This window comes from Nocardioides alcanivorans (genome assembly GCF_021555175.1).
Lineage (GTDB): Bacteria > Actinomycetota > Actinomycetes > Propionibacteriales > Nocardioidaceae > Nocardioides > Nocardioides alcanivorans.
Map to the genome: position 1 here is coordinate 113,567 of NZ_JAKGRW010000019.1, position 14,485 is coordinate 128,051.

15 protein-coding genes, 2 tRNA genes and 3 pseudogenes are annotated in these 14,485 nt (G+C 69.7%); 4 read left to right on the forward strand and 16 right to left on the reverse strand.

What is annotated here, in order from left to right:
- Nucleotides 1-140: 140 nt before the first annotated feature.
- Nucleotides 141-1,430: an aspartate aminotransferase type Ic gene (locus tag L1066_RS10850; RefSeq protein WP_235736340.1), complete on the forward strand. Its 1,290-nt coding sequence runs from the start codon at nucleotides 141-143 to the stop codon at nucleotides 1,428-1,430.
- Nucleotides 1,391-2,470 carry an adenosine deaminase gene (locus tag L1066_RS10855; RefSeq protein WP_235736341.1) on the forward strand — a complete coding sequence of 360 codons (1,080 nt, stop codon included), beginning with the start codon at nucleotides 1,391-1,393 and terminating at the stop codon, nucleotides 2,468-2,470. The genes L1066_RS10850 and L1066_RS10855 overlap by 40 nt, the downstream gene beginning before the upstream one ends.
- Before the next feature lie 114 nt (nucleotides 2,471-2,584).
- On the opposite strand, the pseudogene L1066_RS10860 reads toward L1066_RS10855, so the two are convergent.
- The 16 genes and pseudogenes from L1066_RS10860 to L1066_RS10930 all read right to left on the reverse strand — a co-directional run bounded on the left by L1066_RS10860 (nucleotide 2,585) and on the right by L1066_RS10930 (nucleotide 12,327).
- A pseudogene (locus tag L1066_RS10860) lies at nucleotides 2,585-3,616 on the reverse strand (UDP-N-acetylmuramate dehydrogenase).
- A pseudogene (locus L1066_RS10865) lies at nucleotides 3,609-3,993 on the reverse strand (MaoC/PaaZ C-terminal domain-containing protein). The pseudogenes L1066_RS10860 and L1066_RS10865 overlap by 8 nt, the downstream one beginning before the upstream one ends.
- A gap of 1 nt (nucleotide 3,994) precedes the next feature.
- The gene (locus L1066_RS10870; RefSeq protein ID WP_235736342.1) at nucleotides 3,995-4,393 is read right to left on the reverse strand and encodes an FAS1-like dehydratase domain-containing protein; all 399 of its coding nucleotides are present in this window, start codon (nucleotides 4,391-4,393) and stop codon (nucleotides 3,995-3,997) included.
- 230 nt (nucleotides 4,394-4,623) lie between these two features.
- Nucleotides 4,624-4,794, reverse strand: coding sequence for a 50S ribosomal protein L33 (gene rpmG, locus L1066_RS10875; protein ID WP_057324404.1), 171 nt, complete (start codon nucleotides 4,792-4,794; stop codon nucleotides 4,624-4,626).
- 55 nt (nucleotides 4,795-4,849) lie between these two features.
- Nucleotides 4,850-4,923, reverse strand: a tRNA-Met gene (locus L1066_RS10880).
- A gap of 50 nt (nucleotides 4,924-4,973) precedes the next feature.
- Nucleotides 4,974-5,046, reverse strand: a tRNA-Thr gene (locus L1066_RS10885).
- Nucleotides 5,047-5,106: 60 nt separating this feature from the next.
- Entirely contained in the window at nucleotides 5,107-5,736 is a 630-nt protein-coding gene (locus L1066_RS26615) for an amidase family protein (RefSeq protein ID WP_283095371.1), read from the reverse strand.
- A gap of 8 nt (nucleotides 5,737-5,744) precedes the next feature.
- A complete protein-coding gene (locus tag L1066_RS26620; protein WP_283095372.1) occupies nucleotides 5,745-6,509 on the reverse strand; it encodes an amidase family protein in 765 nt (254 codons plus the stop codon).
- A gap of 44 nt (nucleotides 6,510-6,553) precedes the next feature.
- Complete coding sequence (locus L1066_RS10895; protein ID WP_235736343.1) at nucleotides 6,554-7,261, reverse strand: LrgB family protein; 708 nt, start codon at nucleotides 7,259-7,261, stop codon at nucleotides 6,554-6,556.
- The gene (locus tag L1066_RS10900; RefSeq protein WP_235736344.1) at nucleotides 7,258-7,632 is read right to left on the reverse strand and encodes a CidA/LrgA family protein; all 375 of its coding nucleotides are present in this window, start codon (nucleotides 7,630-7,632) and stop codon (nucleotides 7,258-7,260) included. Before L1066_RS10900 ends, L1066_RS10895 begins: the two co-directional genes overlap by 4 nt.
- Nucleotides 7,626-8,234 (reverse strand): DNA-3-methyladenine glycosylase I, encoded by a 609-nt coding sequence (locus L1066_RS10905; RefSeq protein ID WP_235736345.1) that lies wholly within the window; start codon nucleotides 8,232-8,234, stop codon nucleotides 7,626-7,628. Before L1066_RS10905 ends, L1066_RS10900 begins: the two co-directional genes overlap by 7 nt.
- A 50-nt stretch (nucleotides 8,235-8,284) precedes the next feature.
- Entirely contained in the window at nucleotides 8,285-8,872 is a 588-nt protein-coding gene (locus tag L1066_RS10910) for a flavin reductase family protein (protein ID WP_235736346.1), read from the reverse strand.
- 20 nt (nucleotides 8,873-8,892) lie between these two features.
- Nucleotides 8,893-9,552, reverse strand: coding sequence for a pirin family protein (locus L1066_RS10915; protein ID WP_235736347.1), 660 nt, complete (start codon nucleotides 9,550-9,552; stop codon nucleotides 8,893-8,895).
- Nucleotides 9,532-9,974, reverse strand: a pseudogene (locus L1066_RS10920) (pirin family protein); the annotation flags it as partial. The pseudogene L1066_RS10920 and the gene L1066_RS10915, both read right to left, overlap by 21 nt.
- Entirely contained in the window at nucleotides 9,923-11,038 is a 1,116-nt protein-coding gene (locus tag L1066_RS10925) for a DUF3152 domain-containing protein (protein WP_235736349.1), read from the reverse strand. The pseudogene L1066_RS10920 and the gene L1066_RS10925, both read right to left, overlap by 52 nt.
- Before the next feature lie 68 nt (nucleotides 11,039-11,106).
- Nucleotides 11,107-12,327 carry a homogentisate 1,2-dioxygenase gene (locus L1066_RS10930; RefSeq protein WP_235736350.1) on the reverse strand — a complete coding sequence of 407 codons (1,221 nt, stop codon included), beginning with the start codon at nucleotides 12,325-12,327 and terminating at the stop codon, nucleotides 11,107-11,109.
- A 67-nt stretch (nucleotides 12,328-12,394) separates the two neighbouring features.
- Between L1066_RS10930 and L1066_RS10935 the strand changes: the two genes are divergently transcribed.
- On the forward strand, nucleotides 12,395-13,255 hold the full coding sequence (locus L1066_RS10935) for a hypothetical protein (RefSeq protein ID WP_235736351.1): 861 nt from the start codon (nucleotides 12,395-12,397) through the stop codon (nucleotides 13,253-13,255).
- Entirely contained in the window at nucleotides 13,255-14,460 is a 1,206-nt protein-coding gene (gene fahA / locus L1066_RS10940; RefSeq protein WP_235736352.1) for a fumarylacetoacetase, read from the forward strand. Before L1066_RS10935 ends, fahA begins: the two co-directional genes overlap by 1 nt.
- Nucleotides 14,461-14,485 lie beyond the last annotated feature (25 nt).

Here is a 14,485-nt window from a genome sequence, read left to right on the forward strand (position 1 = left end):
GGGCGTGGCCGATCCTGGCGGGAGACACCAAGAAGTGAGTCTATGCGCAAGCCCAAGGTTGAGTCCAAATGAGGTCTGCCCCAGCGGCGTGCGGGGAACCACATGGCAGTCCGACCCGTGCCCGTGGAAACATGACCCCCGTGAGCGCGCCCGAGAACACCACGCCCCTTGCTGATCGCTCCCCCGCGGAGCTCGCCGCCTTCCTTGACGCCCAGCGTCAGGCCTACTCCGAGCTCACCTCGCGCGGGCTGGCCCTGGACCTGACTCGGGGCAAGCCTGCGCCGACCCAGCTCGACCTCTCCAACGGTCTGCTGACGTTGCCCGACGGCTTCAAGGACGCGGCGGGGGTCGACGTACGCAACTACGGCGGTCTCGACGGCATCGCCGAACTGCGCGAGATGTTCGCCGACCTGTTGTGGGTCGAGCCCGAGCAGGTCATCGCCGGTGGCAACTCCAGCCTGGTGATGATGCGCCAGGTGCTGGTGGACCTCTGGCTCAAGGGCGCCGTCGACGGCGACCGCCCGTGGGGCGCCGAGGAGAAGGTCCGCTTCCTGTGCCCCGTGCCGGGCTACGACCGCCACTTCACCCTGCTCGAGTGGTTCGGCATCGAGATGGTGACCGTGCCGATGAACGACGACGGCCCCGACGCCGATGCCGTGGAGGCGCTCGTCGCCGAGGATGCCAGCATCAAGGGCATCTGGATCGTGCCGACCTATGCGAACCCGAGCGGATCGATCGTCTCCGACGAGGTGGCCCGTCGCCTGGCCTCGATGAGGACTGCGGCGCCGGACTTCAAGATCCTGTGGGACAACGCCTACGCCTTCCACCACCTCACCGAGGACGAGGCCAAGAGCGCCGACATCCTCACGCTGGCTGCCGAGGCGGGGCATCCCCACCGGGCGATCATGTTCGCCTCGACGTCCAAGATCACGTTCGCCGGCGCCGGGGTGGCCTTCCTGGCTGGCTCGGTCGAGACGGTGAAGTGGTACGTCGGTCACCTCGGCAAGGGTGAGATCGGCCCCGACAAGATCAACCAGCTGCGGCACTCACAGTTCTTCGGCTCGGCCCAAGGCGTGCGTGACCACATGCAGAAGCACCGCGACATCATCGCGCCGAAGTTCGCCGAGGTGGAGCGCGTGCTCAGCAGTCAGCTGGGCGGACTCGGGGTGGCCGAGTGGACGAAGCCCACCGGGGGTTACTTCGTGAGCCTCGACGTGCTCGACGGCACCGCGTCGCGGGTCGTCCAACTGGCCAAGGAGGCAGGCATCGCGCTCACCCCGGCCGGCTCGTCCTTCCCCTACGGCGACGACCCCAACGACCGCAACATCCGGCTCGCACCCACCTTCCCCACACCTGAGGCGGTGGTCGAGGCCATGGAGGCCGTGACGACATGCGTGCTGCTGGCGGCCGCGGAGAAGCTCGCCGGCTGACCACCGTGACGGGTCTGCGGCGCGACCTCGCCAGCCTGCCGAAGGCGCATCTGCACCTGCACTTCACGGGGTCGATGCGCCACACGACCCTGGTCGAGCTCGCGCTGCGTGACGGCATCCACCTCCCCGATGCACTGGTGGAGGACTGGCCGCCGCAGCTCTCGGCCGCCGACGAGAAGGGCTGGTTCCGCTTCCAACGGCTCTACGACGTGGCCCGTTCGGTGCTGCGCACCCCCGACGACGTACGCCGCCTGGTGTTCGAGGCTGCCGAGGACGACGTCCGCGAGGGCGGCCGGTGGCTGGAGATCCAGGTCGACCCGAGCGGCTACGCCAACCTCTTCGGCGGGATCACTGCCTTCACCGACCTGGTGCTCGACTGCGTGCGCGACGCCTCCGAGCGCACCGGGCTGGGGATGGCCGTGGTGATCGCGGCCAACCGCACTCGTCACCCCCTCGATGCCCGCATCCTCGCCCGACTGGCAGCCCAGTACGCCGGGCGCGGCGTGGTCGGCTTCGGGCTCTCCAACGACGAACGGCGCGGCTCCACGGCCGACTTCGCGCACGCCTTCTCGATCGCGGAACGGGCGGGCCTGATGCTGGCGCCGCACGGCGGTGAACTGCGCGGCCCCGATCACGTGCGACTCTGCCTGGACCACCTGCATGCCGACCGCCTCGGGCACGGAGTGCGCTCGGCCGAGGACCCGGCGCTGTTGGAGCGCATCGCGGCCGCAGGCGTCGCGCTGGAGGTCTGCCCGGTCTCCAACGTCGCCCTGGGCGTCTACTCGGACCTGACGTCGGTGCCGTTGCCCCAACTCCTGGAGGCAGGGGCCACCGTGGCACTCGGCGCCGACGACCCGCTGCTCTTCGGCTCCCGGCTCGAGGGCCAGTACGCCACCATGCGTGCCGCCCACGGGCTCAGCGACGCCCAGCTCGCCGAACTCGCCCGGATGTCGTTCCGCGCCTCCCGGGCTCCCTCCGACCTCGTCGCCCGGGCCCTCGCCGACATCGACACGTGGCTGGCCACTCCGGCGTCCTACTGACCCTCCGCCGCGCCCCGGTCATTTCCTTGACTTCGTCAACCATCGGGGTCGTCCCTAACAGATTTGTAGTTTTCGGGCCAGAAATCTACAAATCTGTTAGGGACGATCCCGCGTTCACAGGGAGCAGTTGACCAGGACGGGTTCGTTGACGAGGCGGATGCCGAAGGCTGACTCCACCCCGTCGCGGACGTGGCGGGCGAGGGCGAGGAGGTCGGCGGCGGTGGCGGCGCCGCGGTTGGTCAGGGCCAGCGTGTGCTTCGTGGAGAGGCTGGCTGGGGCACCGGGTGCGAGGGAGAAGCCCTTGCCAAAGCCGGCGTGGTCGATGAGCCAGGCTGCACTGGTCTTCACGGTGCCGTCGGGCTGGTCGAACCGGGGGCACCGGCAGGCAGCGCGGCGGCCTCCGTCACGGTGAGCACCGGGTTGGTGAAGAACGAGCCGGCGCTCCAGGTGTCGTGGTCAGCGGCGTCGAGCACCATGCCCTTGCCCGCGCGCAGAGCCAGGACCGAGGCTCGTACGGCGGCCAGTGGGGCCCGCTCCCCGGCTCGACTCCCAGCGTGCGCGCCAGCTCGGCGTAGCGGACCGGCTGTCCCAGTGGGTCGACGGCGAGACGGAAGGTCACGGCGAGCACCACGAACCGGTCCGGATCCGCCTTGAACCTGCTGTGCCGGTAGCCGAAGGAGCACTCATGACCGGCGAAGCGTCGTACCCCCGAAGACGGCGGTCCCAGACGGTGACCTCGGCGACGGTGGCGGAGACCTCCTGACCGTAGGCTCCGACGTTCTGGATCGGGGTGGCCCCGACCGCGCCGGGGATCCCGGAGAGCGCCTCGATGCCGCTCCAGCCCTCCGTGACGGCGCGGGCGACGAAGTCGTCCCAGCCCACGCCCGCCTGGGCCGTCACGAGCACCTCAGGGCCCTCCTGCGCCACCTCGACGCCCTCGGTGGCCACCCGGACGACCGTCCCCGCGAAACCCTCGTCCGCCACCAGCAGGTTGCTGCCGCCGGCGACGAGCAGCACCGGCTCCGCCACGGCATCGGCGGCGGCGACGGCGTCGGTCAACTCGGCCAGGGTGGTGGCATGCACCAGACGGCCTGCGGGGCCGCCGACACGCAGGGTGGTGAGTTCGGCGAGGCGCGCCTCAGGCACGCACGACCGCCTTCATCGCACCCAGCACCGACACCTCGCCGCTGGTGACGGAGACCGCGAGGGTGCGCGTGCCCTCCCCTCGGCGCTGACCTTGCCGCTGACGGTGACGGTGACGCCGGCGTCGTCGTCAGGGACCACGACAGGCTTGGTGAACTTGGCCCCGAACTCGACGATCCGGTCGGGGCCCCGGCCCATTCCTCCACCGCGCGGGTGGCCAGGGCCAGGGTCAGCATGCCGTGGGCGATCACGCCGGGCAGCCCGACAGAGGTCGCCACGCGCTCGGACCAGTGGATCGGGTTGAAGTCACCGCTGGCCCCCGCATAGCGGACCAGGTCGGCCCGGGTGACGGTGAACTCCCGGGGAGTGAGCTCGGTCATCTCAGGCCTCCGACCGGTGGATCAGCGTGGACTTGGTGCGGCACACGACGGAGCCGTCGGCGGCCTTGATGAGGCTGGTGGTGCCGATGATGTCGTTGCCGCCGATCTGGCGCAGCGTGTCGACCACGAGGGTCGCGGTGAGCACGTCGCCCACCTGCACCGGCCGCTCGTAGGCGAAGCGCTGCTCGCCGTGCACGATGCGGAAGAGGTCGGCCTCGACGTCTGCCAGGAAGTCGTTCATCGCGGCAAAGGCGACCACGATCGGGAAGGTCGGCGGCACGACGCCGTCGACCGGACTGGTCCCGATCGCCTCCGCGAACTCGCGGACCTTGACCTGGGTGACCTCGTAGGGCGTGGTCGGCGGGAACTCCCTGCCCACCAGGGCGGCGTCGATCGGCATGTCGCGAACGCTACCAACGCCCGTCCGCGGACGCTCCGCCGCGTTCCGCCGGGTACGTCGCCCCGCGAGCCGTGCGCTCGGCGTACCCCTGCTCGAGCCCCAACTGAAGGTTCGCCGCCCCCAACTGAAGGTTCGCCGTGCCTGACTGAAGGTTCGCGCTGCAAATGGCGTCGAGGGCGACACCCCAAGAGCTGGGGTGTCGCCCTCGACGGACGATTGAGCGAACCGCGTCAGCGGGTCTCGCGGTGCACGGTGTGCGTGCGGCAACGCGGGCAGAACTTCTTCAGGTCGAGCCGGTCGGGGTCGTTCCGACGGTTCTTCTTGGTGATGTAGTTCCGCTCCTTGCAGTCCACGCACGCGAGCGTGATCTTCGGACGAACGTCAGAGCTCTTGCTGGCCACGGGGATCCTTCTCCACAGTTGTTGCACCGGATGGTGCGCGTTGCGTCGTATTGAGTAGCGAGGGCCGGACTCGAACCGGCGACACCACGATTATGAGTCGTGTGCTCTAACCACCTGAGCTACCCCGCCACCGGGACGGGGCTCCCGGCCGGATCTCTCCGGCCGGGTTCCCTACCCAGAGCCCCTTTACGGAATCGAACCGTAGACCTTCTCCTTACCATGGAGACGCTCTGCCGACTGAGCTAAAGGGGCGCAGCGACGAGAACGATACACAGACATGGGCGAGCACCAAAATCGAATGCCCACCGCACCTCAGGAGCGATCGATCCTGGCGAACGGGCGCGCTTCCTCCAGCTCGAACGCGAGCTCCAGGAGCGTCGCTTCCTGCCCCCTGGCAGCGGCGAACATCTGGCCCTGCGGGAGGCCCGAAGCAGTGGTCGCCAAGGGCAGCGAGATCGCCGGCTCCCCGGTGGCGTTCTGCAGCGGCGTGAAGGCCACCCAGTCGAGCAGGCGGTCCATGATCACGTCGAACTCCTGGGTCGGATCGAGGTGTCCGACGAGCGGGGTCTCGTGTCCCAAGGTGGGCGTGAGGACCACGTCGTGGTCTCGGAAGAAGCGCTGCGAGACCTTGCCCGACGCAGCCAACCGAGCAGTCGCCAGCGGCACCTTGTGCAGGTTGCGCTTGAAGTGCGAGAAGAGCCCGAGGGTCAGGTTGTCGAGCCGGCTGCGGTCCCAGGTGCGGTTGAACGACCGCTTGCCGTTCAGCACGATGAACGAGGCCAGCAGGGCCCAGTAGAGCTGGAAGTCCTCCGGGAAGGAGCCCGGCACCGGAGGCTCGACCTCGGTGACGCAGTGCCCCAGGTCCTCCAGCAGCCGCCCGGTCTCGCGGGTGAGTTCCGCCACTTCCGGGGTGGCTGCACGACCCACGGAGGTGGTGACCAACGCCACCTTCAGGCGACGTCGTCCCGGCCGCTGGATGTCGCCGACCGGGGAAGCTTGAGGTTGCGGTGCACCTTCTCGGCCTCCCTGAGGAAGGCCGCGGTGTCCCGCACGGAGCGGGTGACCACGCCGTCCGCGACGATCCGCACCGGCATGTCGCGGTTCATCTTGTCCTGGGCGATGCGGTCGCGGGTCGGCTTGAAGCCGACGAGGCCGTTGACCGACGCGGGGATCCGGATGGAGCCGCCACCGTCGTTGGCATGGGCGATCGGGAGGGCACCGGAGGCCACCAGCGCGGCCGCCCCGGACGAGGAGGCTCCAGCCGTGCGGTCGAGGTCCCAGGGGTTGCGCACCGGACCGATCCGGGGATGCTCTGCCACCGCACTGAAACCGAACTCGGACAGCTGGGACTTGCCCAGGACGAGCATGCCCGTGGCGCGATACATCGCCGCGAAGTCACCGTCCGCGTGGGCGGGGCCGGCGACGAAGGCGTCGCATCCCTGGCGAGTCGGCATGCCGGCGACGTCGGAGTTGTCCTTCACCAGGGTCGGGATGCCGGAGAAGAAGCCCGAACGCGGCGCCCGGGCCTCGCTGCGGGCCCGTTCCCAGTCGCGGTGGGCCACGGCGCCCAGCTGCGGATCGACGGCGTCGATGCGAGCGATGGCGGCGTCGACGAGCTCTGGCGACGAGACCTCGCCACGCTCCAACAGGTCGACCAGGGCAACAGTGTCGTGGTCACCGAGGGCGTCGTCGGTGAACGCATGGATGCGGCTCATGGCCGCAGGCTACCGCCGAGTAGCCGGGGCCGACGTGACACCCGTCACGTGAGCAGGTGCACCGCCACGGGCACCACGAGACTGGTGACCAGCGCGGTCAAGCCCATCGAGAGACCGGCGAAGGCACCTTCGGTCGGGTGTTCGTGCAAGGACCGCGAGGTCCCGACGCCGTGCGAGACGGCGCCCATCGCCAGACCGCGGGCGCGCCGGTCCCGGATGCGCAGCAGGTCCATGAGTGCGGGGGCGAAGACGGCGCCGAGCACGCCCGCCGCGATCGTGAACGCCGCCACGAGCGCCCCGATGCCACCCGCGTGCTCCGTGATCTGGATGGCGATGGGGGTGGTCGCCGACTTCGGGGCCATCGTCAGCTCCAGGGCCTCACTCCCGCCGAGCAGGCGCACCAGCACCATCCCCGTCACCACCGAGACGATCGCCCCGACGGGGATCGCCACCAGCATCGGCAGCAGCACCGCCCGCACGTGGCGCACCTGGCGATACAGGGGTACGGCGAGCGCCACCGTCGCGGGTCCGAGGAAGAAGGCGACGATCGAGGCGCCGGAGAGGTATTCGTCGTAGTCGACGTCGAGCAGCCACAGCAGTGGTCCGACGACGATCACGGCGATCAGCACCGGCTGGGCAAGGGCGTGGTTGCCCGACCACCGCTTGATCTCGACTCCGATGCGGTAGCCGACCAACGTGAGCAACACGCCCGTCAGTGGGGACGTGCGGAGCATCTCGTGCACCTCGCTCATGCCGGCTCCCCCGACGCTTCCTCGTGGCCTCGCTTGCCCCGCAGCAGGAGGGTCACGAGCAGGCCGGTGGCAGCGAGGCCGAGCAGCCACGAGAGCACCAGGCCGCCCGCAATCGGGAGCCAGTCATCGCGGAGCACCGCGAAGTAGGTGATGATCCCGACCGCGGGCGGGATGAAGAAGAGCTGCAGGTGGCGCAGCATCGCATCGGAGGCTCGGAGCACACCGGCGTCCGCAGGCGGTTTGCGCAGCAGCAACGCCACCACGAGCAGCAGCATGCCGATCACCGGCCCCGGCACGGGCAGGTGCAGCACCCTGGCCAGGAACTCACCGATGAATTGGAAGACGAGCAGCCACATCACCCCGTTCAGCACGGCAGGCCCTCGGCGTTCCACAGTCCGCTGGTGCCGCGCCGGTGGCACCCGACGAGATGGGTGTCGACCAGGCCGACGGCCTCCATCAACGCATGCATGGTGGTGGGGCCGACGAAGCTGAAGCCGCGCTTCTTGAGCGCCTTGCTGAGCGCCGTGCTCTCGGGCGAGACCGTCGGCACCTCGGTGAGGAACCGCGGGGTCGGCGTACGCGCGGGGCGGAAGGAGCCGACGAATGCCTCGAGCCCCTCCTGCTCACGCAGGGCGAGGATCGCACGGGCGTTGACCAGGCAGGCCTCGATCTTGCGACGGTTGCGAACGATCGACGCGTCCTGCATCAGGTCGTCGACGCGCGGCGGGTCGAACTCGGCGACCGCATCGGCGTCGAAACCAGCGAACGCGCGGCGGAAACCTTCGCGCTTGTCGAGGATGATCCGCCAGGAGAGACCGGACTGGAAGGCCTCGAGCGTGATCCGCTCGAAGAGGGCGGACTCGCCGTGGACGGGCAGGCCCCACTCCGTGTCGTGGTAGTCGCGCATGGTGCCGGGGGTGCCGGCCCACGGACAGCGCGCAACGCCGTCGTCCCCGATCACTGCGTCACTCACGTGAACATCATGCCCCGAGCCCGGCCGGGCCCCTCTTCGCCCGGCTGCCGTCAGCGAGGTCGCGTGAGCCGGACCACGTCGGGTGGCAGGCCCCACTCGTCGCCGCCGAGTCGCGAGACCGGCGCGAGTCCGGCCATGGTCGGGCGTCCGTCACGCATCACTTCGGAGCGCACCGCGAACGCGATCACCTCACCGATCACCTGCACACATCCACCGAGTTCGACGGTCGTGTGCAGCCGACACTCCAGCGCTGCCGGTGCCCGGACCACCCGAGGCGGGCGGACGACGTACGACGGCTCGGTGGCGATCCCCACCTCGACGGCCTCGTCGACCTCGGGCGCGAGACGGGCACTGGTCGCGTTGACCGCCTGGATCTGGGACAGGCCGGCGACGTTGACCACGAACTCACCCGTGGCGCGGATGTTGGTGAGTGTGTCCTTCACCCCCACGGAGGTGAATGCGACCATCGGCGGGCGGTGACACACGACGGTGAAGAACGAGTGCGGCGCCAGATTGCCGACCCCGTCCGCGGAGACGGTGGAGACCCAGGCAATGGGTCGCGGCACCACCAGAGCGGTCAGCAGGGCGTAGGCATTGACGCCGGGATCTGCCGCATCGATGCGGATCCGCTCACTCATGCTCCTGCGCTTCCTCAGCGTCAACGCCGTTCGCGCAGCCGAGCGTTCGGCATCGGCGGCGCCGGGATCGGCGGGAGCGGTTGGTCGGGCAACGTGCCGAAGAGGCCGTCTGCCACGTCGAGACCCGAGGTGACGACCGCGCCATCCCGGACGATCTGTTCCTGCCACTGCCGGCGGGACTCGACGATCTCCTCATGGCTGCGGCCGACGAAGTTCCACCACATGATGATCGACTCGCCGAAGGGCGGGCCGCCCAACAGGATGAGCCGGGAGTCGACCTGAGCAGTGATGCCGAGTGTCGTACGCCCCGGCGCGAGATAGCCGAGGTCGGCCGCCGCGACGGGGCAGCCCTCCACCTCGATCCCGCCCTCGTCGAGGAGCACCCCGTGCTCGAAGTGCTCGGCGACGTCGAGCGTGAGCGTCGCACCGGCATCGAGGAGGATCTCCGCACCGAGCAACTCGGTGTGGGTCCGCACCGGTGAGGAGTCACCGAGCAGGTCGCCGAGGAAGACCCGGGCAGTGAAGCCATCGCCGGTCACGGCCTCGGGCGCGTAGTGCTCGAAGGCAGGTGCGACGTGCCGGGTGGCGTCGGGCAGCGCCACCCAGAGTTGGACCCCGTGCAGCGTGGCGGTGTCGGGAGTGGAGACCTCGGAGTGGCTGATGCCACGTCCGGAGGTCATCAGGTTGACCTCCCCGGGCGCACCATGGCGACGGTGCCGACGCTGTCGCGGTGCTCGATCTCACCGGTGAAGAGCCAGCTGACCGTGGCCAGACCGGTGTGCGGATGGGCGGCGACCGACATGCCACCGGACTCCGAGACGAGGTCGGGGCCGTAGTGGTCGACGAAGCACCAGGCACCGATCAGGGAGCGCTGGCGCGACGGGAGCGTCCGGCGCACCAACATCGCCCGCGGCCCGCCCAAGGGGACCTCACGCGGAGCGATGATCTCCACGCCGGGCACCGCCTCGCCCTCCGCGCAGACGAGTTCGTCGGGACGCATCTCCTGGTTGCTCATGCCTCCAGTGTGCACCGCTCGGCTCGAACGCGAGGTCAGCGCGCGCGACTCTGCTCCGAGCCCGTCGGGAAGGGGTTGAAGCGACATCCCTGCAGACCCTTGGACTGCTGCTGCATCACTGGCGCGGCTGCACCGCTGCGGGGGCAGCTGGCGTGGCCGAAGCCGAGCCAGTGACCGGTCTCGTGGTTGACCACCATGTGCCGGTAGCCGCGCAGCGATCCGCCGGCGGCGTTCCAGGCCGGCGAAGCGTGCTGCCAACGCGTCTGGTTGATCACGACGTAACGGCCCACGCGGCAGCTCCACTGGACGCTGCACACCGGCGAGAAACGCGGCAGCCAGGAGGCCTCCGCGAGCACGAGGGTGAAGTTGCCGCCACTCCCGACCCGACGGAACTTGACGCCACCACCGCGCCAGCCGCGGGCATCGTCATAGGTCTGCTGGGCCAGTTTCTTGAACTTCGGCAGCGAGGCGGAGACCTTGCCCCGGGTCTCGACGGAGTAGGTGACGACGCGGCGTACGCCGACCTTGTGCTTGCCGGTTACCTTCTTGGACGTGACCTGACGCTTCTTCCAGCCGTCGCGCCCGGCCGTCCAGCGCACCTGGATCCGGTGACCGACATCGGAGGCGGCGACCTTGAACTTCTTGCCCTTCGCACCCTTGACGGGCTTCCCGTCGCGCAGCCACTGGCGCCTCAGCTTCTGCGGCGCCTTGTCGAACTTCGGCTTCGTGGAGGTGAGCGTCCTGCCGATGCGCGCCGTGCCCTTGATCGTGGGCTTGCGCTTCACCGCGAAGACGGCCTTGCGGATGGTGAGCGGTGCGGTGAGGACCACGGTGGTGCCGTCGGCGTTGGTCGCCGAGACACGCGCCGAGAGCTGCCGGCCGAGGTCGGACCTGGTGGCGGTGCGGGAGCGTGCGGTCGCGCCGCTGATCGGGGATCCGTCACGCAGCCACTGCACGCTCAGGCTGTCGGGGACCGGCGTCCAGGCGCCCGTGTCGACGGTGAGCACCCCACGCACGACGGCCTTGCCGCTGATGCTCGGCGCGGTGGTCGCAACCGGAGCCGCGGCCGAAGCGGGCGCCGCACCGAGAGTGAGGAGCGCCGCCACGAGGCCAAGGGTGGACAGCGCTGAGAAGAATCGCACCTGATCCATGCTACCGAGCACCTGCGAGCGAACGTCTGCAGTCATGACAGCGGCGGATTGGTGCCACGGAGCGACACCTACCTGCCGCCATCTTCGTCTCCCGGCTCGCGCGACCAGCTCCACGCGTAGTCGGGGTCCTCGACGGCGAGTCCCGCCTCACCCAACTCGAGTGCGGCGAAGGTGTCGACCATGACGGCCGTCTCCTCGAAACGCTCGGCCCCCAGGGACGCCTCGACCGCGCTGGGCTGGGGTCCGTGAGGATGGCCTCCGGGGTGCAGGGAGATCGAGCCGACGCCGATACCGGAGCCCTTGCGGGCCTCGTAGTCACCGGCGACATAGAACATGACCTCGTCGGAGTCGACGTTGGAGTGGTAGTAGGGCACCGGCACGGCGAGCGGGTGGTAGTCGACCTTGCGGGGCAAGAAGTTGCACACCACGAAGTTGTGCCCCTCCAGCACTTGGTGGACCGGCGGTGGTTGGTGCACCTTGCCGGTGATCGGCATGTAGTCCTCGATGTTGAGCGTCCACGGATAGAGGCAGCCGTCCCAGCCGACCACGTCGAACGGATGCGTGGCCGCGGTCATCACCGTGCCGCCGATGCCTCCCGGCGCCGCACGCACGCGATGCTTCACCAGGACGGGTACGTCGACCTCGTGTGCGTGCGCGGCGGTGAGTGCCTCGAGGTCACGTGGTCCGTGCTGGTCCCGCTCGCAGTAGGGAGCATGCTCGAGCAGCTGACCGTAGCGGGAGAGGTAGCGCCGCGGCGGGGCGATGTGGCTGGCGGCCTCGATGCAGTAGAGCCGGCTCGGCTCGGCAGGCAACCAGCGATGGGTGGTCGCGCGTGGGATCACGACGTAGTCACCGGCGCGGTAGTCGAGGACTCCGAAGACGGTCTCGACCGTGCCGTGTCCGGTCTCGACGAAGACGCATTCGTCGCCGACCGCGTTGCGGGAGAGGGGCGACGGCGCCACCGCGAGGACATGGCTGATCCGCACGTCGGCATTGCCGAGCAGGAGGCGACGGTGCTCGACGGCGTTGGCGTCGTCCGGGTGGACGAGCTGGTGGAGCAACAGGTGCCGGGGCTTCAAGGGATGGTTGGGCGTGAGCCCCTGGGCCGGGGGTGACCAGCTCTCCGCCGCGACGATCGCCGACGGCACGCCGCGGTGGTGGAGCAGGGACGAGTCGGAGGAGAAGCCCTCTTCGCCCATCAGCTCTTCGAACAGGAGCCGACCATCGGCGTCCCGGTGCTGGGTGTGCCGCTGGCGGGGCAGGCTGCCGACGGCGCGGTAGTGGACCATGAGCACTCCTCGCGACGTTCGTTAATCGAACGTTTACGTCCTGTATTCGAATCTCTAGAGTAGGAGCGTGAGCACCACGACGCCAGCCCCCGACAGCTCCTCGGCTCCGACCTGGTCCGCCCTGGTCGATGACGCCGCCACCTTCCCTCCCGGCGATGCCGCGCTCGCCGACGCGGTCGAGGACCACCTGGCCAGGCGGTCACTCCCCTGGGCCGACCTGGTCGGCCGCTTCGTCGTGAAGGACACCGACCTGCCGAAGGTGCGCGACTTCACCGGTGCGCTGAGCGTGGTGATCACCGGCGGCGCCGGTCAGCTCGCCGGACCGTTGGAGTTCGCCTCACGCCACGACCTTCCGGTGGCTGCGGTCGAGATCGCACTGCGCGATCTCGACGACCTGGCCGGCAACGCCCGCCGGGTGACCGCGGCACTCGACGCGATCGGGATCGATGACGACCTCCAGGTGTATGTCGAGCTCCCCACCACCCGCCCCTTCGGCCAGTGGTTGGCCGCTGCGGACGAGATCGCCGCCCTCGAGCACCGGTTGAAGTTCCGCACCGGCGGGCTCGACGCCGCCGACGTCCCCACTGCCCCTGACCTCGCCGCCTGCATCGACGCCGCCCTCGACAGGGAGATGCCCTTCAAGTGCACGGCCGGCCTGCACCGGGCGGTGCGGCACGAGGACCCCGACGGCGGGGTGCAGCACGGTTTCCTCAACGTGCTCCTCGCGACAGCAGCGGCATGGGAGGGTGCTGACGTCCAGACGGTCACGGGAATGCTGGCCGAACGCGATGTCGACGCACTCCTGGGAATCTGCCACGAACTCGGCGACGACCTCTCTCGCGCCCGACGCTGGTTCACCTCGTTCGGCTGCTGCGACGTGACCGACCCCCACGACGACCTGGTGAAGCTCGGACTACTGGAGGTGTGATGGACAGTTGGGTGCCCGGAGCCGCTGGCTCGCTGTGGGACGTGGACAACCTGCCCTACGGCATCTTCAGCCGGCCCGGCGGTCGGCGCCAGGTGGGCGTGCGGGTGTCCGACCACGTGCTCGACCTGACCGGGCTCGCCAGCCGTCAGCACCTCGACCTCGCCGATGCCCTCGATGCCCCGGTGCTCAACCCGCTGATGGCCTGCAGTCGTGACCAGCACTCCGGACTGCGCAGCTGGTTGCGGCGCGCCCTGGTCGACCCGGCCTGGCAGACGGAGGTGGCGCCGTACCTCCTGCCGTTGGAGGAACTGGAGCTGCACCTGCCGTTCGACGTCGCCGACTACGTCGACTTCTATGCCTCCGAGCACCATGCAACCAACGTCGGTCGGCTCTTCCGCCCCGACCAGCCGCCCCTGCTGCCCAACTGGAAGCACCTGCCGGTGGCCTACCACGGCCGAGCCGGCACGATCGTGCCCAGCGGCACCGGGATCCGGCGCCCGTCCGGACAGCGCCGAGGTGAGGGCGCACCCGACTTCGGGCCGTCCACCCGCCTCGACATCGAGGCCGAGCTCGGCTTCGTCGTGGGGGCTCCCAGCCGAGCCGGGGCACCGGTGCCGATGCGCGACTTCCACGCCCACGCCTTCGGGGTCGTCGGGGTCAACGACTGGTCGGCGCGCGACATCCAGGCATGGGAGTACGTGCCGCTCGGGCCGTTTCTCGGCAAGTCGTTCGCCACCTCGATCTCCCACTGGGTGACGCCGCTGGCAGCGCTCGAGGCCGCATGGGTGCCGATGCCGCGTCAGGACCCCCGACCGCTCCCCTACCTGGAGCCCGACTCGGCCCTGGCGTTGGACATCGCGATCGAGGTGGAGCTCAACGGCCACGTGGTGTCGCGGCCGCCCTACCGCTCCATGTATTGGAGCCCCGCGCAGATGCTCGCCCACCTCACCGTCAACGGCGCCTCGGTGCGCACCGGTGATCTCTTCGCCTCCGGCACCGTCTCCGGTGCCGCTCCCGGCGAGGAGGGTTCGTTTCTGGAGCTCAGTCGCGGCTGGACCGAGCCCTTCGGCCCTGAGTCTCGACTCTCCCTGGAGGACGGCGACACCGTCGTGCTGCGCTACACCGCCCCCGGCGTCGAAGGCGGCCGGATCGCCCTCGGTGAGGTCGCGGGGACGGTGTTGCCGGCACTGGAGCGGCCGGTGTGATCGGGCTCCCTCACCGCGGCGAGGC